18 protein-coding genes are annotated in these 26,900 nt (G+C 72.4%); 12 read left to right on the forward strand and 6 right to left on the reverse strand.

Annotated features, from left to right (window positions below):
* Positions 1–4: 4 nt before the first annotated feature.
* Positions 5–856: a GNAT family N-acetyltransferase gene (locus ABZ883_RS11610; RefSeq protein WP_360905318.1), complete on the reverse strand. Its 852-nt coding sequence runs from the start codon at positions 854–856 to the stop codon at positions 5–7.
* Between the two features lie 590 nt (positions 857–1,446).
* Here ABZ883_RS11610 and ABZ883_RS11615 point away from each other — a divergent pair.
* Positions 1,447–2,241 (forward strand): SGNH/GDSL hydrolase family protein, encoded by a 795-nt coding sequence (locus tag ABZ883_RS11615; RefSeq protein ID WP_360905321.1) that lies wholly within the window; start codon positions 1,447–1,449, stop codon positions 2,239–2,241.
* 111 nt (positions 2,242–2,352) lie between these two features.
* Here ABZ883_RS11615 and ABZ883_RS11620 read toward each other — a convergent pair whose 3' ends face one another.
* Together ABZ883_RS11620 and ABZ883_RS11625 are read right to left on the reverse strand one after the other, a co-directional pair.
* Complete coding sequence (locus ABZ883_RS11620) at positions 2,353–4,443, reverse strand: PhoX family phosphatase (RefSeq protein WP_360905323.1); 2,091 nt, start codon at positions 4,441–4,443, stop codon at positions 2,353–2,355.
* 147 nt (positions 4,444–4,590) lie between these two features.
* Entirely contained in the window at positions 4,591–5,271 is a 681-nt protein-coding gene (locus ABZ883_RS11625; RefSeq protein WP_360905325.1) for an NAD(P)-binding domain-containing protein, read from the reverse strand.
* Between the two features lie 295 nt (positions 5,272–5,566).
* On the opposite strand from ABZ883_RS11625, the gene ABZ883_RS11630 reads away from it, so the two are divergent.
* On the forward strand, positions 5,567–6,679 hold the full coding sequence (locus ABZ883_RS11630; protein WP_360905327.1) for a SpoIIE family protein phosphatase: 1,113 nt from the start codon (positions 5,567–5,569) through the stop codon (positions 6,677–6,679).
* A gap of 63 nt (positions 6,680–6,742) precedes the next feature.
* Positions 6,743–7,639, forward strand: coding sequence for a bifunctional helix-turn-helix transcriptional regulator/GNAT family N-acetyltransferase (locus tag ABZ883_RS11635; protein ID WP_360905329.1), 897 nt, complete (start codon positions 6,743–6,745; stop codon positions 7,637–7,639).
* On the opposite strand, the gene ABZ883_RS11640 is transcribed toward ABZ883_RS11635, so the two are convergent.
* Together ABZ883_RS11640 and ABZ883_RS11645 are read right to left on the reverse strand one after the other, a co-directional pair.
* Positions 7,636–8,724 (reverse strand): mandelate racemase/muconate lactonizing enzyme family protein, encoded by a 1,089-nt coding sequence (locus tag ABZ883_RS11640; protein WP_360905331.1) that lies wholly within the window; start codon positions 8,722–8,724, stop codon positions 7,636–7,638. The genes ABZ883_RS11635 and ABZ883_RS11640 overlap by 4 nt on opposite strands.
* Before the next feature lie 37 nt (positions 8,725–8,761).
* Positions 8,762–9,916 carry an ROK family transcriptional regulator gene (locus tag ABZ883_RS11645; protein WP_360905333.1) on the reverse strand — a complete coding sequence of 385 codons (1,155 nt, stop codon included), beginning with the start codon at positions 9,914–9,916 and terminating at the stop codon, positions 8,762–8,764.
* A gap of 499 nt (positions 9,917–10,415) precedes the next feature.
* Between ABZ883_RS11645 and ABZ883_RS11650 the strand changes: the two genes are divergently transcribed.
* The 9 genes from ABZ883_RS11650 to ABZ883_RS11690 all read left to right on the forward strand — a co-directional run bounded on the left by ABZ883_RS11650 (position 10,416) and on the right by ABZ883_RS11690 (position 23,246).
* Complete coding sequence (locus ABZ883_RS11650; protein WP_360905335.1) at positions 10,416–12,485, forward strand: CBM35 domain-containing protein; 2,070 nt, start codon at positions 10,416–10,418, stop codon at positions 12,483–12,485.
* A gap of 98 nt (positions 12,486–12,583) precedes the next feature.
* On the forward strand, positions 12,584–13,630 hold the full coding sequence (locus ABZ883_RS11655; protein WP_360905337.1) for a sugar ABC transporter permease: 1,047 nt from the start codon (positions 12,584–12,586) through the stop codon (positions 13,628–13,630).
* Positions 13,631–13,641: 11 nt separating this feature from the next.
* The gene (locus ABZ883_RS11660; RefSeq protein WP_360905339.1) at positions 13,642–14,568 is read left to right on the forward strand and encodes a carbohydrate ABC transporter permease; all 927 of its coding nucleotides are present in this window, start codon (positions 13,642–13,644) and stop codon (positions 14,566–14,568) included.
* A 29-nt stretch (positions 14,569–14,597) separates the two neighbouring features.
* A complete protein-coding gene (locus tag ABZ883_RS11665) occupies positions 14,598–17,021 on the forward strand; it encodes a glycoside hydrolase N-terminal domain-containing protein (RefSeq protein WP_360905341.1) in 2,424 nt (807 codons plus the stop codon).
* Positions 17,015–18,025 carry an acetylxylan esterase gene (locus ABZ883_RS11670; RefSeq protein WP_360905343.1) on the forward strand — a complete coding sequence of 337 codons (1,011 nt, stop codon included), beginning with the start codon at positions 17,015–17,017 and terminating at the stop codon, positions 18,023–18,025. Before ABZ883_RS11665 ends, ABZ883_RS11670 begins: the two co-directional genes overlap by 7 nt.
* Positions 18,022–19,371: a sugar ABC transporter substrate-binding protein gene (locus ABZ883_RS11675; RefSeq protein WP_360905345.1), complete on the forward strand. Its 1,350-nt coding sequence runs from the start codon at positions 18,022–18,024 to the stop codon at positions 19,369–19,371. Before ABZ883_RS11670 ends, ABZ883_RS11675 begins: the two co-directional genes overlap by 4 nt.
* A gap of 93 nt (positions 19,372–19,464) precedes the next feature.
* Positions 19,465–21,648 (forward strand): alpha-galactosidase, encoded by a 2,184-nt coding sequence (locus tag ABZ883_RS11680; RefSeq protein ID WP_360905347.1) that lies wholly within the window; start codon positions 19,465–19,467, stop codon positions 21,646–21,648.
* 324 nt (positions 21,649–21,972) lie between these two features.
* Positions 21,973–22,674, forward strand: a complete 702-nt coding sequence (locus ABZ883_RS11685) for a VOC family protein (RefSeq protein WP_360905349.1) — start codon at positions 21,973–21,975, stop codon at positions 22,672–22,674.
* Positions 22,671–23,246, forward strand: a complete 576-nt coding sequence (locus tag ABZ883_RS11690; RefSeq protein WP_360905351.1) for a hypothetical protein — start codon at positions 22,671–22,673, stop codon at positions 23,244–23,246. The genes ABZ883_RS11685 and ABZ883_RS11690 overlap by 4 nt, the downstream gene beginning before the upstream one ends.
* Positions 23,247–23,286: 40 nt before the next feature.
* On the opposite strand, the gene ABZ883_RS11695 is transcribed toward ABZ883_RS11690, so the two are convergent.
* On the reverse strand, positions 23,287–26,739 hold the full coding sequence (locus tag ABZ883_RS11695; protein ID WP_360905353.1) for a phosphodiester glycosidase family protein: 3,453 nt from the start codon (positions 26,737–26,739) through the stop codon (positions 23,287–23,289).
* Positions 26,740–26,900: the final 161 nt, after the last annotated feature.

The raw sequence follows: 26,900 nt of genomic DNA on the forward strand, positions 1-26,900 counted from the left end.
GGTCTCAGGCCGCCTCGGGCAGGGGCTGCCAGTTCCAGTTGCGGCGTTCGTAGGCGACCCGGAACCCGAGCCGGACCATGTTGTGCAGCGAGGGGTTGCGGGTGCCGGGGGTCTCCGCGCCGGTCTCGGCCACCAGGAAGCGGCAGCCGAGGTCCCGCGCGGCCCGGGCGCGGGCGGCCAGGAGGGCGGTCTGCCCACCGCGGTTGCGCGCGTGCGGGAGGACCCCGCCGGCGAAGAACTGGGCCGTGTCGCCGTCGGCGTACATCGTGCCTGTGCCGACGATCTCCCCGTCCAGCCAGGCGGCGAACGGGTGCCACCCCGGCTGTGCGGCCGAGTACGCGGACAGCTGGGCGTAGTGCTCCTCGGGCATGCCGAACGCGCGCACCAGCACCGACCCCCACTCCGCCGCGTCGCCCGCCCCGACCGGGGCCACGGTGATCCCGGTAGGGGACTGCTCCAGGGCATCGGCGCGGGCGACGACGTCCTCCGTCGCGGCGACGAGCTTCACCCAGGACGAGCCCGCGGTGATGCCCTCGCTCTCGCAGATGGCCTCCCAGTCCTCGGGCAGGAACGCGGGGGCGATCTGGAGGACGGCCTGCGGGGTGCCCTCCGCCCGGTAGAAGTCGCAGACCTCGCGGATCAGCCCGGCGGTGACGGGACCGGTGACGCCGAATCCCAGGGCCTTGCTCCAGTAACGGGTGGGGTCGTTGCGCATCGACAGCACGACTCCGCCGCCGATCCGGGTGGCGTTCAGGCCCAGGGCGGTGCGGATCGGCTCGGGGGCGGCGGTCTCGAACCGGAACAGCGCCTCGGCCTCGGACTGCTCGGCGACCGACGGGGGGACCAGGGTGTTCATGGGGCAACCGGCTCTTTCGGGTCTGTGTCGTACAGGAAGGGGCGACGGACACCAGCAGGACGTTGCCGCCGGGCGGAAAGTTCGAAACCGCTTCTGTGATCCGGGCCACTCGTCCGGTTCCGGTGTGCCGCGTCCTCCCACCATCGCCCACGGAGTCACACGCCGCCGCCCGCCTCGCCGGTCCGGGGGGCCACTCCTCAGGTCGGCGTCCACGCGGGGCGAAATATGCCGGACGCGGCCGATTCCCCTGGTGGGGGAGGGGTGCGGCCCGGCTGCGGGGAGTGGCCGCGGTGCCGGTCCCGCGTCCCGCTTCCCCGCCGCCACGGCGTGCGGCACACGGTGTGCCCCGCCGACGTGTCATCACAGGCGCGTCGGAACCCCTCAACTCCGTTGCCCGTGGCTCATGTTGTGACGCGGTGCGACGCGCTCCCGCGACGGCTCCGATCCGGAGCGTGACGCCAGGGCCAACGCCCGCTCCGCGTCCGGCGAACGCGAGATCTACGCGGGAAGAATTATTGTCATGGACACTTCCCAAGGTGCCGGAACTGGCGCTACTAAGTGGTAGTCAGTTCACCGCCCAGGGAGGTTCCGTGAGACCCACGAAGTCGTTGTCGGCCCTCGCCACCTTGATCATGGCCATGGTGTTCGGTCTGCTCCTGTCGAGTCCGGCACACGCCGCCGGACCTGCCTACGTCGCGCTCGGGGACTCGTACTCCTCGGGCAACGGCGCGGGCAACTACGACAGCGCCAGCGGTAGTTGCCACCGGAGTTTCAGCGCGTACCCGTACCTGTGGAAGAACGCCCACGCCCCGTCCTCGTTCGCCGACACCTCCTGCTCCGGCGCGGTGACCACGGACGTGACCAACAGTCAGCTCGGTCCGCTGAACGCCTCCACCGGACTGGTCTCGATCACCATCGGCGGCAACGACGCCGGCTTCGCGGACGTCATGACCACCTGCGTGACCGGGTCCGACACCACCTGCGTCAACCGGGTCAACACGGCGGAGAACTACGCGCGTAACACCCTCCCGGCCCGCCTGGACGCCACCTACAACGCGATCCGTGCCAAGGCCCCCAACGCCAAGGTCGTCGTCCTGGGCTACCCGCGCGTCTACACCCTCAACGTCTTCTGCGTCGGCCTCTCCGACACCAAGCACCGCAAGATCGACGAGGCGGCTGACGTGCTCGACAGCGTCATCGCCGCCCGGGCGGCCGCCCACGGCTTCGTCTTCGGCGACGTCCGCAACACCTTCAACAACCACGAGCTCTGCTCCGGCGACGACTACCTGCACTCCCTCGTCATCTCGCCGAGCTGGGAGTCCTACCACCCCACCGCCACCGGGCACTCGAGCGGCTACTACCCCGTCATGAATGCCATCAGCTGACACCCCCACCCGCACCGGCACCCGGCCGGGACCGTGCCCGCGGCCTTCCGCGGGCACGGTCCCGGCCGCACCGGCGCTCACGCGTCCGGTGCCGGGCCCCGGCCCCGGCCGTCAGGTGCCGATGCCGTGCCCGTCCTTGCGCCACGCCACCACCACGGAAGGACGGGGGATCCCCTTCCCGCCGTCCGGCCAGCGCGAGGAGGGGTTGCCGTAGGTGGAGCCGTCCGTCTCGCCCGGGTGCTGCACGGCGACCAGGACCCGCTGCTCCTGGATGATCGGGCCGCAGGTCTCGGCGCCCTTGGGCACACTCAGGAACTGCCGCACCTGGCCCCGCTTGTCGCCCTGCACGGCGACGCCGTAGAGGGCGTCATGGGTGCCGAGGGTGCCGGGCGCGCCGTCGGTCGAGATCCACAGGTTGCCGTGCGGGTCGAAGGCCACGTTGTCGGGGCAGGAGATCGGGCTGACCTGGTCCTTGGGGAAGCCCGCGAAGTACGTGGACGGGTCGGAGGGGTCGCCGGCGACGAGGAAGAGCCGCCAGGCGAAGCGGTCGGCGGCCGGGTCGTCGAAGAACTCCGCCAGCTCCAGCACATGTCCGTGCCGGTTGTTGCTCCGGGGGTTGGCCTCGTCGGGACCGGGGGAACCGGCCCTGCCGCGGTTGGTGTTGTTGGTCAGGGCGACATAGACGCGACCGGTGCGCGGGCTCGGCTCCACGTCCTCGGGGCGGTCCATCTTCGTCGCGCCGGCCTTGTCCGCCGCGAGCCGGGTGAAGAGGTACACCTCCTCGGCGGTCATGCCCTCGACGAACGACGTCGTGCCGCTCGCGAGCTTGATCCACTCCCCGGAGCCGTCGAACGCGCCGTCGCCGGGGAGGGCGCCGGAGCCGTCGAGCTCCGCGGCCGGGCTGTCGCCGGTGAGCCGGGCGACGTACAGCGTGCCCTCGTCCAGCAGCGACATGTTGTACTCGCGGACCGAGCGTCCGGAGCCGTGCCGCATCGGCTTGGCGGCCACGAACTTGTACATGTAGTCAAAGCGCTCGTCGTCGCCCATGTAGACGACCGGACGCCCGTCCTCGGTGAGGCGCGGCTGGGCGGCCTCGTGCTTGAGGCGGCCGAGCGCGGTGTGCTTGCGCGGGGTGGAGTACGGGTCGAAGGGGTCCAGCTCCACGATCCAGCCGAAGCGGTTGATCTCGTTGGGCTCCTTGGCCAGGTCGAAGCGGTCGTCGTACCGCTCCCACTTGCGCTCGCTGGCCGTGCCGGTCACGCCGTAGCGCTGCAGCCGGGCCGCGGTCACGGGGTCGGTGACGGAGGCCGCGTTGGCGAAGTACTGGTTGAAGTTCTCCTCGCCGGACAGCACGGTGCCCCACGGGGTCGTACCGCCCGCGCAGTTGTTGAGCGTGCCGAGCACCCTGGTGCCGGTGGGGTCCGCCTTGGTGCGCAGCAGCGGGCTGCCGGCGGCGGGACCGGTCAGGCGGAACGGGGTCGTGGTGTGGACGCGCCGGTTCAGCTCGTGCCGGCTGACCGGGTACAGGCGGCCGGAGCGCCGGTCCTCCTCGACGACCACCACGCTGAGGCCGTGCGCGGCCCAGGCGATCTCGACCTGCTGCCGGGTCGGCGCGGCCGCGTCGTATCCGGCGAACATCAGGATCTCGTCGGTGTACTCGTGGTTGGCGACGAGCACGTGGCGGTGGCGCTCGCCGGGCAGCTCGAACAGGTGCAGGAAGTCGTTGTTGTAGCCGAACTGCGCCGCCTGCGCCGCGGCGGTCTGGCGCGCCGGGTCGAACGCGGGGGCGCCGCGCAGGATCGGGTCGCCCCAGCGGATGACCACGCTCTGCGCGTACCCCTCGGGGACGACCACGGCATCGGTGGTGTTCGGCTTGACGGGTACGAAGCGCAGGCCCTTGGCCGCCTCGCGGTCCACACCGCCGTGCGAGCCGCCGCGCAGTGCCTCGGGCACGGCGGCGGCCACGTCGCCGCCGTTCGCCACGACCAGGCCGCCCGCGGCGGCGGCCAGTGTCACCACGGCGCCGGTGCGCAGCATCGTGCGCCGCGAGAGCGCGTCGGCCACGACATCGCCGAGGTAGGGGTTGTCGCTGGTGTTGGGAGCCTCGTGCGCACACGCGTTGCCGCACTTGTACTGGCAGGTCAGGGCCGATCTGCCGGCCGTGTGCCGGGTGAGCAGCGGAAGAAGTCTGTGGGGCCGCACGATGCCTCCATGGTCTTGTCCGGGTAATGGAAGTCCCATGGAAAGGTAAAGCGACGCTCCTGCGGGGTGGTGGCGGCGACATGAACCACGCATGAACCGGCGCGCGTTGACCCGTGACACGGGTCAACGCGCGGGATCGGGACCGGGTCAGCGGGTGGCCGCGTCCAGGAGCGCGCGGATGGTGTCGGCGGAGGCGGGGGTGGCCTCCGCGTGCGCGAAGTCGGCGGCGCCGCCCCCGTAGGGCGGGCCGTAGACCGGGGTGCCCGGCTGAGAGCGCCAGCTGTCGGCGAGGGTGCCGTAGGCGAGCGCGTCGTACCCGAGCAGGTCCAGCAGCTCGGCGGCGTGCGCGACGGCGGCCGGGTCGTCGCCCGCGACGGGCAGCGCGGTGCGGTCCGGCGAGCCCTTCGGCCGGGCGAGCACGGCCAGGTGGCGGAAGAAGATGTTGTTGAAGGCCTTCACCACGTGGGACTCCGGCAGATGCTGCTGGAGCAGTTGGCTGTCCGTGCTGCCGCCGTCCTTCAGCTCGGCGATCTCGCCGTCCCGCTGCGGGTAGTAGTTGCCGGTGTCGATGACCGTCTTCCCGGTCAGCGGTGCCACCGGGACCTGGCCGACGGCCTTGACGGGGATGGTGACGACGACCCAGTCGCCCGCGGCGGCCGCCTCCGCCGGCGTCGCCGCGCGCGCCCGCGGGCCGAGCCCGGACACCAGGTCCGCGAGCGTCTCCGGCCCCCGGGAATTGCTGAGGACCACGTCCAGCCCGGCATCCACCGCGAGCCGCGCCAGAGTGCCGCCGATCGAGCCGCTGCCGATGAGTCCAAGAGTTGCCATGGTGTGACCTCGTTCTGAGATGTCCACTGCGCCGGTTCCTGGTCCAACGATCGGCTCCGGCGGCTTTCTTCCACCGCTCCGACGCGCGCCCCGGCCCCGGGCGCCGGGCGCGCGACCGCAACGGCGCACGGTGAACGGGGCCGGCCGACCCGGGTTCCCCGGCGCCGTGGTCGCGGGGCCGCCGGCCGGGGCCACCCGTGTGACCTGCCCCGTTTCAGCACCGGAGCGCCGCCGCCGGGGCGGGTGGCCCTCCTATCGTGTGAGGCCACAGCGGCGGTGCGGCGACGGGACGGACGTGACGGAACCGATCGACTACACGGCGGTGTTCCGGTCCTTCCCCGGGCCGGCGGCGCTGCTCTCCCCCCAACTGGTCTACGTGGACGCGAACGAGGAGTTCCTGCGCACCTGGGGCCACAGCCGTGCGGAGATCATCGGGCGGCCGCTGTGCGACGACATCGGCGGCCTCCCGGACGAGCTCGCCGTACGGGTCCTGCGCAACGTCGAGGCGTCACTGCGCCGGGTGGCCACGACCGGGCGGCGCGAGACGATGGCGCTCCAGCGGTACGCCGTGGGCGATCCCCGGCGGACGGGGACACGGGACGAGCGCTACGTCAGCGTGGTGAACGTCCCCGTCCTCGGCCCCGACGGGCGGGTGGTGCTCCTGCTGCACCGGGTGGAGGAGGTCACCGAGTTCATCCGGGCCCGTGAGGTCGCGCTGAGCCTCCAGGAGGCGATGCTGCCCGGCCTGCGCCCGGCCGGCCGCCACCCGGTGGCGGTGCGCTACCTGCCCGCGGAGGACGCGCTGAACGTGTGCGGTGACTGGTACGACGTGGTCGACCGGCCGGGCGACGCCATCGCGGTGTCCGTGGGCGACGTCGTCGGCCATGGTCTGCCCGCGGCCGGGATCATGGGGGAGCTGCGGAGCGCGCTCTGCGCCGCCACCCGGGTCCTGGGCGGACCCGCAAAGGCCCTGGAGGTCCTCGGGCTGCACGCCCGGTCGATCGACGGCGCCGAGAACACCACCGCGGCCTGCACGTTCGTCGACTGGTCCGCCCGCACCATCACCTACAGCAAGGCCGGTCACCCGCCGCCCGCGCTCCGGCGGCCGGACGGGGCCGTCGAGTTCCTGGACAGCGTCACCGACCCACCGCTCGCCGCCTCGCCGGAGCACGTGCTGCGCCACCAGGCCACGGTGCCCTTCACCGAGGGAGCCGTGCTCGTCCTCTACACCGACGGGCTGATCGAGCGGCGCCGCGAGGACATCGACACCGGCCTGGCCCGCCTTGCGGGATCCCTCGCCCGCTACGACGCGGCCGACCCCGAGGCTCTCGCCGACGCCCTGCTCGCCGACCTCGCCCCGCCCGGCGGCCTCACCGACGACACGGCCCTCGTCGTCGTCCGCCTGTGACGGTGCCGCGGCGGCCCGCGAAGACCACTTGCCGTTCCGAAATTCTCTGACTACGGTCAGAGAATGGAACGAGGGCAGATCGACGGCGTGCGCAGGTTCCACCGCGCCGTCACACAGCGGGTCGGCGCCCTGAACGACGCGTACCTGTCGCGGGACCGGTCGCTCGGGCTGTCGCGGCTGCTGTGGGAGGTCGAGCCGGACGGGTCGGAGGTCCGCGTGCTCCGCTCGCGGCTGGGTCTGGACTCGGGGTACCTGAGCCGGCAACTGCGGCGGCTGGAGTCGGACGGCCTGGTGACCACGGACCCGGACGCGGACGACGGGCGCGTGCGCAAGGTCCGTCTGACCCGGGCCGGCGCCGCCGAGCGGGGGCTGCTGGACCGCGCGTCCGACGAACTGGCGGAGTCGATCCTCGTGCCGCTCACCGACGGCCAGCGCGGCCGCCTGGTGGCGGCGATGGCGGAGGTCGAACGGCTGCTGCTGGCCTCGCAGGTGCGGATCGACATCACGGACCCGCGCACCCCCGACGCGCGTTACTGCCTGCGCTCCTACTTCGAGGAACTGGGACGGCGCTTCGAGACCGGGTTCGACCCCGCCCGCTCCCTCTCCGCCGGCGACCAGGAGATGACGCTGCCCGACGGCCTGTTCCTGGTGGCGAGCGCGCAGGGCTCCCCGGTCGGGTGCGGGGCGCTCAAGCTGGGCGCGGGGACGCGGATCGGCGAGGTGAAGCGGATGTGGACCTCACCGGACGTACGCGGGCTCGGCCTCGGCCGCCGCATCCTGGAGCGCCTCGCGGACGAGGCGGCCGCCCGGGGGATGCGCACCCTGCGCCTGGAGACCAACCGCACGCTCGGGGAGGCCAGGCGCCTCTACGAGACCGCGGGGTTCACCGAGACCGAGGCCTTCAACTCCGAGCCGTACGCGCACCACTGGTTCGAGCGGACCCTGCCGGAGGGGATTTAGGCCACCCGCAGATCGTCGATCGCGTCCTGGTCCCAGTCGATGCCGATGCCGGGGGTCTCGGAGGGCACCACGCAGCCGTCCTCGACGGTCAGCGGCGTGCGCGTGATCGCGTCGAGCTGCGGGATGTGCTCGACCCACCTCCCCGCGGGCACCGCGCACGCCAGGCCGGCGTGCAGTTCCATCAGGAAGTGCGGGGCGACCTGGACGTTGAACGCCTCGGCGGTGTGCGCGGTCTTCAGCCACGGGGTGATGCCGCCGACGCGGGCGACGTCGACCTGGACGATGCCCGCGGCGCCCGCTGACAGGTACTCCGCGAAGCGGCCGACGCTGTAGAGGGACTCGCCGACGGCGACGGGGATCGACGTCGAGGCCGCGAGGCGGACATGGCCGGCCAGGTCGTCGGCTGGGAGGGGCTCCTCGAACCAGGCGATGTCGTACGGCTCGTACGCGCGGGCCCGGCGGACGGCCTCGGCGCCCGTCATCGACTGGTTGGCGTCCACCATCAGCACCCAGTCGGGCCCGACGGCCGCGCGGACCGCGGCCAGTCGTTCCGCGTCCTCACCGGCGGTGGGCTTGCCGACCTTGACCTTGGCCCCGCGCAGCCCGCGCTCCTTGGCCCGCAGGGCGGCGCCCGCCAGTTCGTCCGGGGTCAGGTGGAGCCAGCCGCCCTCGGTGTCGTACAGCGGCAGCCGCTCGTGCGCGCCGCCCGCGAGCCGCCACAGGGGTTCGCCGGCGCGCAGGCAGCGCAGGTCCCACAAGGCGGTGTCCAGGGCGGCCAGGGCGAGCGAGGTGATCGCGCCGACCGAGGTGGCCCGGGTGACCGACAGCAGCCGCTGCCACAGCGCCTCGACATTGCGGGCGTCGGCGCCGATGAGCGGTCCGGCCAGGTGGTCGCGGAGCAGGGCGAGCACCGAACTGCCGCCCGTGCCGATGGTGTAGGCGTAGCCGGTGCCGGTCAGGCCGTCGTCCGTGGTGAGGGAGACCAGGATCGTCTCCTGGCGGACGAAGGTCTGCAGGGCGTCGGTGCGCAGGACCTCCGGTTCGAGGAAGACCATCCTGCACTCGACGTGTCTGATCCTGGTCATGGTGACGGCCACGTGCCTTTCGGGTTCGCGGAGGGGGTCACTTCGAGGGGGCGAACACCCGTTGCGCGGCGACCGCCGCACCCCCGCGGGCCCATTCCTCGAAGGGCAGCGGGCGGACCTCGATGGCGCAGTCGGCGGCGGCGCCGAACGCGTGGGCGGCGAAGGTCTGCCGGAGCTGGTCGGCGAACAGGTCGTACGAGGCCACGCCCTCACCGGAGATGATGATGCGCTCCGGGCCGATGAGGTTGGCGACCGACGCCATGGCCAGGCCCATCACCTGCCCGGCGCGGGAGAACACGGCGCGGACCGCGGTGTCGTCCGCGTGGGCGAGGCGGACCGCCTCCTCCATGGTCAGCGCGGGGTTGCCGGTGGCCCGGCGGGCCTGCTCGGTGATGGCGTGCGTCGAGGCGACGGTCTCCACGCAGCCGGTGTTGCCACAGGTGCACGTGCGGTCGGTGCCGCCCACGGGCAGGTGCCCGACCTCGCCGGACACCCCGTGCGCCCCCGAGACGACCCGGCCGCCGATGGACAGCCCGCAGCCGATGCCGGCGCCGACCGTGACCAGGGCGAAGGACGACAGCCCGACACCGGCGCCGAACCACTGCTCGGCGACGGTCAGGGCCCGTACGTCGTTCTCGATCACCGTGGGGATGCCGGTGGCGCTCTCCACGAGCTGCGCCAGCGGGACGCGGCGCCAGTTGAGGAACGGGGAGAAGTGCACGATGCCGGTCTGCCCGTCCACGTCCCCGGAGATGGTGACCCCGACGCTGTGGATGGCACCGTCCTCCTCCGCTCCCGCGGCGCTGCGGAGCTGGGTGATGAGCCGGGCGATCGCCAGCACCACGGTGCCGACGTCGCGGGAGTCGAGGCTCGCGCGCCGCGAGGCCAGCGGCTGGGCGGTCAGGTCGGTGACCACGCCGATGAGTTCGTCGCCGGTCACCTTGACGCCGACGAAGCGGGCGCGTTCGGCGTGGACGGCGATCAGCGTCGGCGGGCGGCCGTTGGCCCGCTCCCCGGACGGCCGGCCGAGTTCGGTGATCCAGCCGTCGGCCAGCAGGGGAGTGGCGGCCTTGGTGACCGCCCCGCCCGACAGCCCCGTGCGCCGTCCGATCTCGGCCCGGGTGAGGGGGCCGTACGCGAGGAGTGTCTGGAAGACCAGGACAGCGGCGGGGGGCTGGTCGGCGAGGCTCATGGCCGGGACCATACCTTTCCAACGGAAAGTAAGAAAGAGGTGCGACGCACCTCAGTGATCCCATCTTTTCCATGACCTACTGGGGAGTTGCCCGGCAAGTTCGGCTGATCGCCGGTCCCGGCGGGTCAAGACATCGGATTTCTCCGCACGAATATGTTGACGCTGGAAGGAAACCCTGGCTACATTCGCCGCACTCCTCGTCGGTGCGGACGAGACAGTCCTCATGGGGGAGGAGTGCGATCGGGCCCCGGTCGCAGCACTTCCGGCCTCGGTGGCGTTCCGGGACGACCGCCGCCGAGGAAGGCTCCGGGGCACGGCTGCCTCCCTGCCGTGCCCCGACCGCACCACCGTCGATACCCCAGCGGACGCCCCAGCGCCGGCCCCGGTCGCGCGCCGCCGCGTCCTGCCGTACCCCGTCGCGCCGAAATGGAGTACCCCCATGGCTCGTTCAGCTGTACGCGCACGTCTGAGACGGCTCAGGCCCCGGACGCGCAGCGGCATGCGCAGGGCCTTCTTCCTCCCCGCCCTCGCGGTGGGCGCCCTCGCGGCGCCCCTCGTCGTGCCGGCCGTCGCCGCCCCGGCCACCGCCCCCGCCACGGCCGTCGCGCAGACCGCCGGAACGAGGACCGCCCCGGTGCTCGCCGCCAAGCCCTACATGGGCTGGAGCAGCTGGAGCCTGGAGTCCACCAACTTCCCCGGCTACGGCGGCTCCTGGCTCACCGAGTCGCACGTCCTCCAGCAGGCGGACATCCTGGCCTCGAAGCTGAAGTCGCACGGCTACGAGTACGTCAATGTGGACGCCGGCTGGAACGTCAACCCGAACACGCAGAAGAACGTGGTCGACGAGTACGCCCGCCCGGCCGCGGACCCCGTCAAGTTCCCGCACGGCATGAAGTACCTCGGCGACAAACTGCACGCCAAGGGACTGAAGTTCGGTATCTACATGGCCGTCGGCCTCTACATCGACGCGTACAACGACGGCAAGAGCCCCATCCTGGACGCGCCGGGCTGCACCACCAAGGACATCGTCTACCCCGACCTGCGCAAGACCAGCGGCTGGGACAACGTGTCCTACCAGCTGAACTTCGCCAGCCCGTGCACCACCAAGTACATCGACTCCATCGCGCAGGAGTACGCCGACTGGGGCGTGGACTTCCTCAAGATCGACGGTGTCGGCCCGGGCTCCAACCAGGGCGACGAGGCGCACAACAACGTGCCCGACATCCAGGCCTGGCACAGCGCGCTGGAGAAGACCGGCCGCCCCATCCAGTTCATCCTGTCCTGGTCGCTCAGCCACGACAAGGCCGACGTCTGGAAGCAGAACTCCAACGGCTGGCGCATCGACACCGACGTCGAGTGCTACTGCGACACCCTGGTGACCTGGAACAACTCCGTCAAGCAGCGGTGGAACGACGTCGTCCCGTGGATCGACGACGCCGGTCCCGGCCACTGGAACAACCTCGACTCCCTCGACGTCGGCGCCGGTCCTCTGGACGGCCTCAACGAGGTCGAGCGGCAGAGCCACATGACGCTGTGGGCCATCGAGAGCGCCCCGCTGTACATCGGCGACGACCTCACCCACCTCGACCCCTACGGCCTGTCGCTGCTCACCAACGACGAGGTCATCGCGGTCGACCAGGCCGGCAACCCGGCCCGGCCCGTCAGCCAGAAGACCCCCGAGCAGGTCTGGTACGCCCGCAACGCCGACGGCAGCTACACCGTGGCGCTGTTCAACCTCGGCAAGGGCTACGCCGACGTCACCGCCGACTGGAGCGACCTGGGCATCAGCGGCAAGCCCGCGGTCCGCGACCTGTGGAGCCACAAGAACCTCGGCAAGAGCGCCGGCGGCTTCACCGACAACCTGCCGCCGCACGGCTCGCGCCTGCTGCGCGTCACCCCCGACGCCGTCACCGGCAAGCCGGGCGTGCCGCTGGCCGTGCACGCCACCGCCTCCACCGCCACCAGCGTCTCGCTGGCCTGGCAGCCGGTGAACACCGGTACCGCCACCACCGGTTACGACGTCTACGCGAACGGCACCAAGGTCGCGACCGCGACCGGCACCTCCGCCACCGTGACCGGCCTCCAGGCCGCCACCGGCTACGCGTTCACCGTCGTCGCCCACGACTCCCGCGGCCGCCAGTCGGCGGCGGGCAAGGCCGTCCCGGTCACCACCCCGGCCGCCGGCGGACCCGTCGCGTACGAGGCCGAGGCGTCCGGCAACACCCTCACCGGCAACGCGAGCGTCAACGACTGCTCGGCCTGCTCCGGCGGCAAGAAGGTCGGCAACCTCGGCGGCGGCAACGGCTCGGTGGCGGTCAACAACGTCGCGGCGCCGAAGGACGGCACCTACCTGATGAAGCTCGACTACACCGACGGCTCCTCGGGCCGCACGGTCGTCGTCACCGTCAACGGGACCGCGTTCCAGCTCCCGCTGCCCGGCGGCAACGACAACGAGTGGGGCCGGCCGCGGACCGTCACCGTGCCCGTCGAACTCAAGGCCGGCGCCAACACGATCGGCTTCGGCAACCCGTCCGACTACGTGTCCGACATCGACCGCATCACCCTCTGACCCGCGGCGGAACCCGCACCGAACCCGCTGAGCCGCTGAACCGCTGGGCGGAAGCACCACAGAACCACGTGTTCGACCGATAAGAGAAGGAGAGTGCCGTGGTGGTCACATCGCAGGGCAACCACACGACGCCGGTGACACCACCGCCTGGCGGCGCAGTCGGCGCAGCCGGCGCGGAGGCCACCACGGCCGCCTCATCCAGCGGGAACCCCGCCATCACCAAGGGGAAGAACACGGGCAGGACCAAGCGCCCGGCCGCCACCAGGTCGGTGGCGGCCCGGCGCAGGGACCTGCCGGTCGCCCTGCTGCTCATCCTGCCCTCGGTCCTCGGCTTCGCGGTCTTCTACGCCTATCCGACCCTCCGCGGCATCTACCTCGGCTTCACCGACTTCCACGTCCTCACCCCGCCGAACTGGGTCGGACTGGCCAACTTCCGCGAGATGTTCGGCGACGACGTCTTCTGGCACTCGCTCCTCGTCACCGTGTACTTCGTCGTGCTGTCGGTCGTCGCCGGCACGCTGATATCCCTGGTGACGGCGGTGATCCTGCACCGCGTCACCCGTTCCTCGGCGCTGCGCGGCGTGATCCTCATGCCGTTCCTGATCTCCAACGTGATCGCCGCGCTGGTGTGGCAGTGGATGCTCGACCCGCACCTCGGCGTCATCAACATCGTGCTCGACCACGTCATCGGCCACTCGATCCTCTTCCTCGGCAGCGGCCCGTGGGCCATCCCGTCCCTCGCCGCGATCAGCGTGTGGAAGTGGATGGGGTACTACTCGCTGCTGATCTTCGCGGGACTCCAGACCATCCCGCCCACCATCTACGAGGCCGGCCGGGTCGACGGCGCGAGCGAGTTCCAGATGTTCCGGCGCCTGACCGTGCCGCTGCTGCGGCCGATCCTGGTGATGGTGGTCGTGCTGACGGTGATCAACGCCTTCCAGGTCTTCGACATCGTCGCGGTCACCACCAAGGGCGGACCGGCCAACGCCTCGAACGTGCTCCAGATGTACATCTACGACAAGGCCTTCCGGCAGTTCGACTTCGGCTACGCGGCGACGATGTCCCTGGCGCTGTTCGTCCTGCTCATCACCGTCACCTTCACCCAGTTGCGGCTCGCCAGGGCCGACGAATCCGACCTGAGCTGACGGAGGCCCTGATGACGCTCGCCCTCGCGCCCCGCACGAAGTCCGTACGGCGCCCCCGCACCCGCAAGGCCGGCCCCGGCCGGATCCTGGCCTGGACCTACCTCGGGATCGTCTCCCTGGCCACGGTCTTCCCCTTCTACTGGATCCTGCGCACCGCGCTGTCCAACAACTACCAGCTGGCCACCGACCCCTCCTCGCCGCTGCCCGTCGGCTTCACCCTCGGCGCGTTCAAGCGGGCGCTCGGGCTGGCCTCCCTCGCCGAGGCCCAGGCCCAGGGCGGCTCCGGCGCGTCCCTGGACATCGCGCTCTACCTGCGCAACTCCCTGATCTACGCCTCCGTGCAGACCGCGCTCATCGTGCTGTTCTCCGCCTGCGCGGCCTACGCGTTCTCCCGGCTGCACTGGCGCGGCCGGAACCTGGTGTTCTCGATCCTCATCAGCGCGCTGATGGTGCCGAGCGTCTTCACCCTGCTGCCGAACTTCGTCCTCATCAAGGATCTCGGCCTCACCAACACCTTCGCGGGGCTCATCCTGCCCGGCGGGCTGTTCCAGGCCTTCACGCTGTTCTTCCTGCGGCAGTTCATGCTCGGCCTCAGCAGCGAGATCGAGGAGGCGGCCATCATCGACGGCGCCGGACCGCTGCGGATCCTGGTGCGGATCGTGCTGCCGATGTCGGCGGCGCCGATCGCCACCGTGTCGCTGCTGATGTTCGTCAACGCCTGGAACGACTACATGTGGCCGCTGCTGGTCACCAACGACGCGAGCGTGCAGCCGCTGACCCTCGCCCTGGGCGTGTTCAAGCAGTCCTCGCCGCAGGCCGCCCCGGACTGGGCCGGGCTGATGGCCGCCGCCCTCATCGCGGCGCTGCCGATGCTGCTGCTCTTCGTCGCCTTCGGCAAGCGGATCGTCAACTCCATCGGCTTCTCCGGCCTCAAGTAACCGCGTACGCGCACCTGGACGGCACCCTCATGAACACCTCTGATCTCCTGCTCCGCTGGCCCGCGCCCGCGAGTACCTGGAACGAGGCCGCCCCGGTCGGCAACGGCCGGCTCGGCGCGATGGTCTTCGGCGGCGCGCACCGCTCCCGCATCCAGATCAACGACTCCACCGTGTGGTCCGGCACCCCCGCGGGACCGGCGAAGGCCCTGGCCGACGTGGTCGCGGCCGGTGCCGGCCCGGAGCGGCTGGCCGAGGTCCGCGCCGCCCTGCGCGCCGGGGACCCGCACCGCGCCGAGGAACTGCTGATGGCCTTCGAGGGGCCGTACAGCCAGGAGTACCTGCCCTGGGCCGACCTGTGGCTGACCGTGTCCGGGGGAGAGCGGGCCACGTACCGGGGGCGGACCCTCAACCTCGACAACGGGCTCGCCGAGGACGCCTTCGAGCTCCCCGACGGCACCGCCGTCGACCGCCGGACCTGGGCCGACGCCGGCACCGGGACCCTGTGCACCGACCTCGTCGCGCACGGCGGGAGCGTGGACCTGCGGCTCGAACTGACCAGCCCGCTCAAGGAGACCCACCGCACCGCGGACGGCAGCGGCCTCGTCCTCGGCGTCGAGATCCCCGTCGACGGCGCGCCCGCGCACGAACCCGGCGTCACGGACCCCCTGCGTTACAGCGAGGGTCCCGTCGACGGCTACGACCCCTTCGGAGCCATCGCCCTGCGGGTGGAGACCGACGGCGAGGTCACCGCGGACGCGGGCGCCCTGCGGGTGACCGGCGCGACCCGGCTGCTGGCGGTCGTGGCCAGCTCCACCGCGGCCCTGCGGCACTGGCGGGGCCTGCCGGCAGCCGAAGACCGCGCCGGCCACCTCGACACCGCCGCGGGCAGCGCCGCGCGAGCCGCAGAACGCGGCGCAGGGGATCTGCTCAAGGCCCACGAGGCCGACCTGCGCGGACTCCTCGGCGGCACATCGCTGCGCATCGGCCCGCGCCGCTCCGGCACCTACGACGTGGCCCGCGACATCCTCGGCGGCGGCGACGAACTCCTCACCGCCACCGTGCTGTTCCAGCTCGGCCGCTACCTGCTCGCCTCCGCCTCCCGCCCGCACGCCGGGCCGCCCGCCAACCTCCAGGGCATCTGGAACGCCGACCTGCGCCCGGCCTGGTCCTCGAACTACACCGTCAACATCAACACCCAGATGAACTACTGGGGCGCCGAGGCCGCGGGGCTCAGCAGCTGCCACGAACCGCTCTTCGACCTGCTGGACCGCGTAGCGGCCAACGGCACGGACGTGGCCACGCGGCTGTACGGCGTCCGCGGCTGGGTCGCCCACCACAACACCGACATGTGGGGCTGGGCCCTGCCCGTCGGCATGGGCCACGGCGCCGCGTCCTGGGCGATCTGGCAGATGGGCGGCGCCTGGCTGGTGCAGCACGTCTGGGACCACTACGAGTTCACCCAGGAAGCCGCCTTCCTCCGTGACCGGGCCTGGCCCCTGCTCAGCGGCTGCGCGGAGTTCCTGCTCGACTGGCTGGTCGACGACGGCGCCGGCGGCCTCGACACCCTCCCCTCCACGTCGCCGGAGAACCACTTCCTCACCCCCGACGGCTCCCCGGCCTCCGTCACCCGCTCCACGGCGATGGACATGGCCCTCACCCGGGCCGTGCTCGAACGCACCCTGAACGCCGCCGGACTGCTCGGCCTCGACACCCCGCTGACCGGCCGCATCGCCGAGACGCTGCCCAAGCTGCACGCGCCGCGGATCGCCGCCGGCGGCTGGCTCCAGGAATGGGCCGAGGACCTGCCCGAGCAGGACCCGCACCACCGTCACCTGTCGCAGATGGTCACCGTCCACCCGCTCGGCCAGATCACCCCCGACGCCACCCCCGAACTCGCCGCGGCCGCCACCGCCCTCCTCGACCGGCGCGGACCCGGAGCCATGGGCTGGTCCTGGGCGTGGAAGATGGCGCTGCGCGCCCGGCTGCACGACGCCGACACGGCCCGCTCCCTCTTCGACGAGGCGACCCGGCCGCTCGCCGGCGACCCGGGCACCGACGCACCCGTCGACGGCTCGCAGTGGGGCGGCCTGCTGCCCAACCTCTTCTCCACCCATCCGCCGTTCCAGATCGACGGCAACTACGGCTTCACCGCCGCGCTCACCGAGATGGTGCTGCAGAGCCACACCGGCACCGTCCACCTGCTGCCCGCCCTCCCCGCCGGATGGGCCGACGGGCAGGCGACGGACCTGCGCTGCCGCGGCGGCCTCGGCGCCGACTTCACCTGGCGCGACGGCGAGCTGACCGCCGTGACGCTCCGCCGGCACGCCGGGGACGACACCGTGCCGGTACGGATCCGCCACCGCGACCGCACCGCCGAACTCCGCGTCCCGGCCGGGGCCGCCGTCACCCTCGGCGCCGACCTGCGGCCGCGGGGGGAGGCGCGGCCGTGCTGACCGAACAAGACGTCCCCGAGCTGTGGTCGTACCGCAGCGCCTACCAGGAGCCCGCCGACTTCGACGCCTTCTGGAAGGACACCCTCGACAGCGCCCGGCGCCACGACGCCCGGCTAGAACTGACCCCGGTCGACACCGGCCTGGAGGCCGTGGACGTCTTCGACGCCGTCTTCCCCGGCTTCGACGGCCACCCCGTCCGCGGCTGGCTGCGGATGCCCCGCCACCGCGGCGGACCCCTGCCGGCGGTCGTGCAGTTCCACGGCTACGGCAGCGGGCGCGGCGCCCCCGTCGACGACCTGATGTGGGCCTGCGCCGGCTACGCCCACCTGCTGGTGGACGCCCGCGGTCAGGGCGGCGCCTGGGCGGGCGGCGGCGGTACCCCCGACCCGGTCGGCAGCGGCCCGTCCCACCCCGGATTCCTCACCCGCGGCATCGAGGACAAGGACACCTACGTCTACCGCCGGGTGTTCACCGACGCCGTGCGCGCCGTCGAAGCCCTGCGCGGCTCGCCGTACGCGGACCCGGCCCGTGTCGCCGTCACCGGTCCCAGCCAGGGCGGCGGCATCGCGCTCGCCGTCGCCGGCCTCGTGCCGGACCTGACGGCCGCCCAGTTCCAGTCACCGTTCCTCTGCGACATCAGGCAGGCCACCCGCCTCACCGGCGAGCAGCCCTACGCGGAACTCATCGGCTACCTCGCCGCCCGCCGCGACCGGGTCGAGCAGACCTTCCGGACCCTCGGCTACTTCGACGGGCTCGCCTTCGCCCGCCGCGCGACCGCCCCCGCCTGGTTCTCCGCCGGGCTGCGCGACGAGGTCTGCCCGCCGGCCACGGCGATCGCCGCGTACCACGCCTACGGCGGCCCCAAGCAGATGCGGCTGTGGGAGTTCAACGGCCACGACGCCGGCGGCTCCGAGGACCTGGCCATCACCCTGAGCGCCTTCCGCGCGCTCCTCAAGACGTCGTCCCACGCCCACCAGGAACCACCCCGAAAGAAGGAATCATGAGAATACGCAAGGTCGTCGCACTGGGCGCCACGCTGAGCCTCGCGGCGGTGCTCTCCGCCTGCTCGTCCGGCTCCTCCTCCGCGGGCGGCTCGAAGACCGTCAACTGGTGGACCTGGGACGACAAGCAGGCCGCCGCGTACAAGGTCTGCGCCGCGGACTTCGAGAAGGCCAACCCCGGGACGACCGTCAAGATCTCCCAGTACGCCGTCGACGACTACTTCACCAAGCTGACCGCCGGCTTCGTCGCGGGCAACGCCCCCGACGCCTTCCAGAACAGCGTGCAGTTCTTCCAGGCCTACGCCTCGCAGCACCAGCTGCTGGCGATGGACGACTTCATCGCCAAGGACAAGTTCGACATGTCCCGGTTCTCCGTGGGCGTGGACGCGTGGAAGTTCACCGACGGCAAGCAGTACGCGCTGCCGCTCGACTGGGCCGCCGCCGCCCTCTACTACGACCAGGACGCCCTGACCAAGGCCGGCTACACCGCGGACAAGCTCGCCTCCCTGAAGTGGAACCCCGACGACGGCGGCGACTTCGGCAAGCTCATCGCCCACCTCACCATCGACGAGAAGGGCCACCGCGGCGACGAGAAGGGCTTCGACAAGGCCCACGTCAAGACCTTCGGCTTCGGCCAGGTCGCGGCCAAGGACTTCATCGGCCAGACCACCTGGAGCCCCTTCGTCTCCAGCACCGGCTGGCGCCTGGGCGACAAGCAGAGCTGGCCCACCGTCTTCAACTACGGCGACCCGCGGTTCATCAAGACGATGAAGTGGGTGCGCTCCCTCACCGACAAGGGCTACGCCCCCAAGATCGGCGAGTTCACCTCCAGCGTCAGCGACGTCGACCTGCTCTCCTCCCACAAGGTCGCCCTGGAGATGGGCGGCTCCTGGGAGGCCTCCACCTTCGCGAAGATCCCCGGCATCAAGGCGGGCATCGCGGCGCCCCCGTACGGCCCCGACGGCACGACCCGCGCCGTGATGAGCAACTCCAACGGCAACAACATCTGGGCCGGCACCAAGAACCCCGACCTGGCCTGGAAGTGGGTCTCCTACATGGGATCCGAGGCCTGCCAGAGCAAGGCCTCGCTCACCGGCACGTTCTTCCCCTCCATCCCTGCGTCCATGGACGCCTCCGCCAAGGCGCTGGCCGCCGAGGGCGTCGACCTGACCGTCTTCACCGACATGCTGAAGAACAAGGTGCTCTACCCCTCGCCGGTCTACGGCAACGGCGCCGCGGTCCAGGACGCGATGAACCCGCTCTTCGAGGCGTACTTCGCCGGGCAGAAGGACGACTCCGTCTTCACCGGCATGCAGGAGCAGAGCAAGACGCTGCTCGCGAAGAACTGATCCACTTGCAGTGACCCGTGAAACCGCCGCCCGGACGCGGCCCCCACCGGGGCCCGTCCGGGCGGCGGAGCACATCGAAAGGAAGGACCCCCCATGGCAGACACCACCGCGCGGATCGTGGCCCTGCGCGCGGCCGGCACCGCGTTCGTCCTGGAGCTCACCGAGCCGGTGCCCAGGGTCCTGCACTGGGGCGAGGACCTCGGCGACCTGTCCTCGGCGGACCTCGCAGCGCTCTCCCTGACGGCGGAGCCCGCGGTCCTCAACAACGCCGTCGACATCCCGCGCCGCTACACCGTCTGGCCCACCGAGGCCGACGGATGGGCCGGCACCCCCGCCCACCACGGCCACGCCGACGGCGGGTCCGCCGCCCCGCGACTCACCACCACCGGCACGGCCCTGCGCCAGGACCCCGAGGGCGGCGGCGAACTGGAGGTCTCCCTCACCGACACCGCCGCCGGGCTCGACATCACGGTCACCTACCGGATGGACCCGTCCGGAGTGCTCGCCGTCCACGCCGACATGACCCGGCACGGCACCGCCGGCCCGGCGCCCTACGACCTCGCCCAGGCCACCGTGCTGCTTCCGCTGCCCCGGCGGGCCGGCGAGATCCTCGACTTCACCGGCAAGTGGAGCCGCGAACGCTCCCCGCAGCGGCGCCCGCTCGGCTTCGGCGCCCACACCCGCGAGGTCCGGCGCGGCAAGCCCGGCCTCGACTCCCCGTACCTCGTCGCCGTCGGCGTGCCCGGTTTCGGCTTCCGCGAGGGCGAGGTGTGGGGCCTGCACGTCGCCTGGAGCGGCGACCAGCGCTACCTCGTGGAGCGACTGCCCGAGGGTGCCGGCAGCCACGCAGCCGCCCTCGGCGGCGGCGAACTGCTGCGCGCCGGCGAGATCCGGCTCGCCCCCGGCGAGAGCTACCGCACCCCCGTGTGCCACTTCGCCTGGTCCGGCTCCGGCCTCGACGGCCTCGCCGACCGCTTCCACACCCTGCTGCGGGCCCGCCCGAGCCACCCCCGGCGCCCGCGCCCGGTCATCCTCAACAGCTGGGAGGCCGTGTACTTCGACCACGACCTCGACCACCTGCTGCGCCTCGTCGACCGCGCCGCCGAGGTCGGCGTGGAGCGGTTCGTCCTGGACGACGGCTGGTTCCGCGGCCGCCGCTCCGACCACGCGGGACTCGGCGACTGGACGGTCGACCCGAAGGTGTGGCCCGGCGGACTCGCCCCGCTCGTCGACCACGTGCGCTCCCACGGCATGGAGTTCGGCCTCTGGTTCGAACCGGAGATGGTCAACCTCGACTCCGACCTGGCCCGCGAGCACCCCGAGTGGGTCCTCGGCCCCGCCGCCGGCCTCGGCCCGACGGCCCGTCACCAGTACGCCCTCGACCTGTCCCAGCCCGCCCTCGCCGCGTACCTGCTGGACTCGCTGGACACCCTGATCACCACGTACGGCATCGACTACCTCAAGTGGGACCACAACCGGGAGCTCTACGAGGCCGTCCACGGCCCCGCGGACCGACCCGCCTCGCACGCCCAGGTCGTGGCGCTCTACCGGCTGCTGGACGCGCTCAAGGAGCGCCACCCCGCCCTGGAGATCGAGAGCTGCGCCAGCGGCGGCGGCCGCGTCGACCTGGGCATCCTGGCCAGGACCGACCGGGTGTGGGCCTCGGACTGCAACGACCCCGTGGAGCGGCAGTCCATCCAGCGGTGGACGGGCCAGCTGCTGCCCCCCGAGCTCGTCGGCGCCCACGTGGGCGCCAACCCGAGCCACACCACCGCCCGCGTCACCTCCGACGCCTTCCGGATGGCCACCGCCCTGTTCGGCCACGCCGGCATCGAGCAGGACATCACCCGCTGCACCCCGGAGGAGATCGCCCGGCTGACCGCGTGGACGGCCCTCTACCGCGAGCTGCGCCCCCTGCTCCACAGCGGCCGCACCGTGCGCGCCGACCTCCCCGGCGACGCCACGCTCCTGCACGGCGTCGTCGCCCAGGACGGCACCGCCGCCGTCTACTGCTGGGCACGCGTCGCGACCTCCCCCGAGGGCCAGTCCGGCCGCGTCCGGCTCCCCGGCCTCGACCCCGCCCACCGCTACGAGGTCCGGGTCCGCACCGACCTCGGCCTGCCGTCCTTCCACCAGACCAGCGGCCCCGCCTGGCTCACGGCGGCCATCGACGGCTGGCTCCCCCTCCCGGGCGCGGTCCTCGCCTCCGCGGGTCTCCCGATGCCCCAACTCAACCCGGAGCAGGCCCTCCTGATCGAGGTCCGGCGCACCGGCTGAGCCGAGCGACCCCTGTGCCCCGCACGCCCGACCTGACGCGACAGCGTGCGGCGCACAGCCCGGGTGGGATCGCACCGCGTTCTCAGGCGCGTGGAGACCTGTCGCGCCGGGCCGCTGGCGCCTCGTGCCGAGGCGTCCCCTCCGGTGAGGACGGGCGTGCGATGCCGGCGCGGAGGTCACCGGCGGCCGGCGCGGCAGGGGCCGACCCGGCGGGAGCGGTGGCCCCGCTGGAGAAGGAGGCCGACCTGCGCCCGGCGCGGAGGCCGAACGCCGGTCCCGCGCGATCCGGCGACCCGGGTCGCGCCCGGCTGCGAGGATGCCCGTATGGAGCGGAAACTGAGCCGGCAGGAAGCCTCGGACGCGGTCGGCGGCCACGGATGGCGGTACGTGCTGGGCACGTTGCAGACGTCGGTCCCCACCGGGTCGATGGCGCAGGGGGCTGCGCTGGCGGCGGAGGCCGTCGCGGTCTGCGGCGACGAGGCCGACGGGCACCTCTGGGTCGACGTCCGCCCGGGGCGCGTGCTGCTCACCCTGCAGTCACTCGCGCACGCGGCCGTCACGTCGCTCGACGTCGACCTCGCGTGCCGCGTCTCCGCCGCGATGCGCGCCGCCGGGTCGCCGGCGGACCCCGGAACCGGCACGGGCGAGGGCCGGTCGGTGCAGCTCCTGGAGATCGCGATCGACGCGCTGGACATCGCCGGTGTCCGGCCGTTCTGGAAAGCGGTGCTGGGCTGGACCGACGAGGCGGGCGCCGACGGACCCGAGGACCCGCTGGTCGACCCGGAACGGCAGGGCCCGGCGGTCTGGTTCCAGCAGATGGACCAGGCGCGCACGCAGCGCAATCGCATCCACCTCGACATCAGCGTGCCGCACGACGAGGCACCCCGCCGGATCGAGGCGGCACTGGCGGCCGGCGGCCTGCTCGTGTCCGCGAACCGTGCCCCCGCGTTCTGGGTGCTTGCCGACAAGGAGGGCAACGAGGCCTGCGTGACGACCTGGCAGGGCCGCGACGGGGCGGCAGTGTGACCCCGTACTCCCTGGCGTTCTACGTGGACGTCGTCACCACGGGCACGGTGTTCGGGGCGGGCCCCGATGAGTCCCCTGAGCGTGTGACCGGGCTGCTGGGACCCCGCTTCGCCGAGGGCAACTTCGATGACGTCAGCCTGTTCCGTGACTACGGCCTCGCCGAGTTCTTCTGGCACCGCGCGTCCGCCGGTGGCCCGTGGGAGGGGCACCATGTCACCCTGCAGGTGCACCGGCTCGCGGAGCGGGATCGCGGCATCGTGAACGAGGTGCTGCGCGCCCGGTACGGGCGTTTCGCGCCACGGCTGCGGTTCGACAAGCTGCGACGGTTGCTGGACAGGCGCGGCGTGCCCTTGGTGGAGGTCCCCGAGATATCGGCGAACGCCCCGTACTTCCGCACCTTCTGGCAGCCCCGCGTGCAGGTGGGCATCTCCGTCATCGGTACCTACGGCGAGTACAGCACGCCGGACCGTCTGCGGGTCGGTGACGTGTACAAGATCCACGTCCCGATGACCGCCCGGGAAGTGGAATGGCGCAGGGCACAAGGGGCGTCCGCCACAACTGCCGCGCCGTGACCCGGCGACCGTGCGAGGGCACGGTCGCCGGGCCGGGGGATCAGCGGCGGCCCACCGTGATGGTGCGCTGCGTGGTCACGCCGTTGACGGTGACGCGGAGGACCGCGGTACCGGCGCGGAGCGCGGTCAGGTCGCCGGTGGCCGGGTCATAGGAGACGACCGCGGAACCGCCCTCGGTGCGGCCGGCGATCTCGACGCGCGAGCCGGTCCAGGAGGCGCTGACCGGCCAGGCCACCGGGACGGCACGCGTGCCGTCCTGCGTGACCGTCGCGGACGCCTTGGCCCGGTCGCCGACCGTGAGCGTGTCCGGCGCGCTGAGGTCCACCGCGTCGGTGCGGACGTGCACCTCCGCGCGGAGCCAGGCGTCGGAGTCACGGGTGGGGACGGCGAACGTGTCGGTGACCCGCCCCTTGGCCGGGTCGATGCCCAGCATCGTCCAGCCGGTGAAGCCGCCGTTGTCGGGCGTGCTGGCCGGGTTCTTGCCGGAGTTGCCGTTGACCAGGTAGGAGACGCCGTCGATCGAGGACGCCGAGAACGCGCCGACGTGACCGCCCACGAACGCGGCGGACTTGTGGCCCTGGGCCCGGAAGTCGGCGAGCCACTGCTCGACGAGCGCGGCCTCCTTGCGGTCGCCGAGCTGGCTGGCCTTGTCCGGCAGCGGGTCCTCGGTGGGGTGGTGCTCGAACACCACGACGCCGCTGACGGAGCTGTCCGTGGCCGCGGCGGCGAGCTGGTCGTGCAGCAGCTGGAGCTGGGCGAAGCCGCCGCCGCGCAGGGTGCCGCTGGAGGAGTCCAGGGTGATGAAGCGGGTGCCCTCGGAGTCGAAGACCGACGTGGTGTCGCCGAACTCCGCCTTGAAGTTGACGGGCGTCCCGGGGCCCATCACCTCGTGGTTGCCGGGCACGTAGTGCCACGGGATGGTGCCGCCGGTGCGGGCGTCGAACTCGTCGAGGAGCGTGCGGGCCAGCTTGAAGTCGGCGGGTGAGCCCTCGTCGACGAAGTCGCCGTCGATGACCAGCATGTCCGGCTTGGCGTCGGCGATCTCGGCCAGCGTCCGGCGGGCCGCCTCCACCAGCGGGCTGTTGGGGTCGCGGGCGACGAACTGGGCGTCGGACATGACGGCGACGCGCAGCGGACGGCCGTCGACGGTGCCGTTGGTCACCACCACGGGGTCGGCGACCTTGGGCTGCACGGGCAGCTCGACGTCCGGGGCGACCTTGACCCGCAGGTCGCTGACGGTCACCTTGCCGGTGTACGAACGGGCGGCGCTGGTCTCCAGCAGCCGGACCCGCTGGAAGGTGAGCGGGTAGGGGGTGCCGACGGGCACCGGGAACTCGACCTTGCGCCAGCCGGTCCAGGTGATGAGCGGGCCGTCGAGGTTGGCGGTCACGCCCGCACCCGTGCGGTACTGGAGCCGCGGCCACTCGCCGTTGCCGTCGCCGTTGATCCACATGGTGACGGCCTGCGGCTGGCCGGGCAGCTGGATCTGCTGCGGCGGTACGGCGTACTGGCCGCGGGTGGCGGTGGACTTGGTGAAGTCGTACGTGAGGGCCAGGCCGGGCGCGCCGTCGTGGCCGGCGGCCGGGGTGACCGAGCCGCCGGGGGCGCGGTCGTTCGCCGAGGTCCAGGCGGCCGCGTCCGACAGGTCCGCGAAGGACTTCTCGGCCAGGCCGACGGTGACGGCCACGTCGGTGGTCATCGTGCCGACCGTCAGGTGCAGGGTGGCGGAGGCGCCGTCGGCGAGGCCGCGCACGGTGAACGTCGCGTCGTCCGCGGGGGTCAGCGAGACGACGCCGTCGCCGCCGGTGACCTTGATGTCGGAGGCCTCGATCGGGGCGGAGTCGCCGAGGGCGTCGTAGCCGGTGACCGTCAGACGGGCCGCGTCGTCCAGGCCGTCGAGCGCCACCAGGCTGCTGCTCGGGGTGATGCGCACGGCCGGGGCGAGCACGGTCAGCTTCATCGTGCCGCTCACGCCGTGGCTGGCGGTGGCCTCGACCTCGCTGGTGCCGGAGTGCTTGCCGGTGACCACGGCGGTGCTGCCGTCGCCGCCCTTGACCGCCGCGAGGGAGTCGTCCCGCCAGTGCACGCGCGGGGTGGGCGCGGGCGCGTACGTCTCGTCGTGCGCCAGGGCCTTGATGGTGCGGTGCAGGTCGGGGAAGACCTTGTCGGAACCGTCGGCCGTCAGGGCCGGAAGGACGCGGAAGCCGCGGGCCTCGCCGGAACCGGGGGCGGCGAACAGGCCGAGGCCGTTGGCGACCTGGCGCTCCGAGCCGTCCGAGGGGCTGTTGACCAGACCCGTCACGCTCTCGCCGGGCAGGCGGGCGGCCATGGTGGTCGAACCGCCGCCGTCCATGTTGAGGGCGTTGACGGCACCGAGGCCCTTCATGAAGGCGCCCAGCTCGTTGAGGTCCATGCCGCGGCTGTTGGTCTGCTTGCCGTCGATCGCGACCAGGTACATGGTGCGGCCGTCGGCGGAGAAGCCCACGCTGGTGCGGGAGGTGGCGGTGACGGTGTCGCCGTCGGTGTAGTGCTTCACCACGCCGTCCGCGACCAGGACCTGGCCGCCGCCGACGGCGACCGCCACGTCGCCGAAGTCGGCGCGCGGGCGGTAGGCGACGTTCACGGAGTCGCCGGGCACGAGGCCGGACAGCGCGTCGGCGCCCGCCTCACGGCCGAGCAGCACGCTGGTGCCGGCCGGGATCGGGCCGCTGCTGACGGAGGTGTGCACCTCGGTGACCTTGCCGTCGCGCAGCCACACCTCGGCGACACGGCTCGCGCCGCTCACGGGCTTGGTGCGCGGGGACGGGCCCCACTGGTCGGTGAACAGGCCGATGCCGCCGGCCGCCAGGACCGGGGAGTTGACGCTGGACAGCTTCAGGTGCTGCGTACCGCCGACCGTGACCTCGCCCTCCAGGAACACCTGGGCGAGCCGGCCGAGGCCGTCCGCGCCGATCGCGACGGTCTGGCTGCGGCCCTCGGTGGGGGAGTTGATCAGCCCGCCGTCGCGTGACACGGCGCCGCCGACCGGGGCCTCGGTGTCGTTCATGTCGAAGTAGTCGCCGTTGATCGCGGCGACCGCCCCGGTGCGCTTGGCCTGCTCGGTGACCCGGGACTTCCCGGTGACCGTGCCGGAGGAGATGTAGTCCACCTTGACCCGGTCGTCCGCCAGATCCGCGACAAGCACCTGCCCGCGCACCCAGCCGTCCGCCTCGAAGCGGTCGAAGCGCGTGAGGTTCAGCCCGGGCGCGATGGGCGTGCGGTCCTCGCGCGTGACGATGGACTGGCCCGGGGTGCTCGGGATGAGGCCCTGGACGGAACCGGCGGGCTTCGGCGCATCGGCGGTCGCCGACATCAGGTGCTCGGGGGTGAGCGCCTGGGCGGTCGTCATCATGCCGGCACCGATGCTGAGCGCCGTGGCCAAGGCCAGGACGACGGCACCGCGCCGGGCCGCGGCACGCGGCCGCGGGACGACGGAGTCAATGGGAAGGGGCACTGGCTGACTTCTTTCCGTGGAATGGCCGGGGGTCAGCGCCCAGTCGATGTGCCGTTGATGTCGACGCGCCCCGACGTGGGTGATCATCGGGGATGTTTGCTGTGAACATCCTGTGACGCGTCCTGCTTTGAGCGCGGTAAGTGGTGTACGGCCCCGACGGG

It is taken from the genome of Streptomyces sp. NPDC046977 (assembly GCF_040644455.1).
Classification (GTDB): Bacteria; Actinomycetota; Actinomycetes; order Streptomycetales; family Streptomycetaceae; genus Actinacidiphila.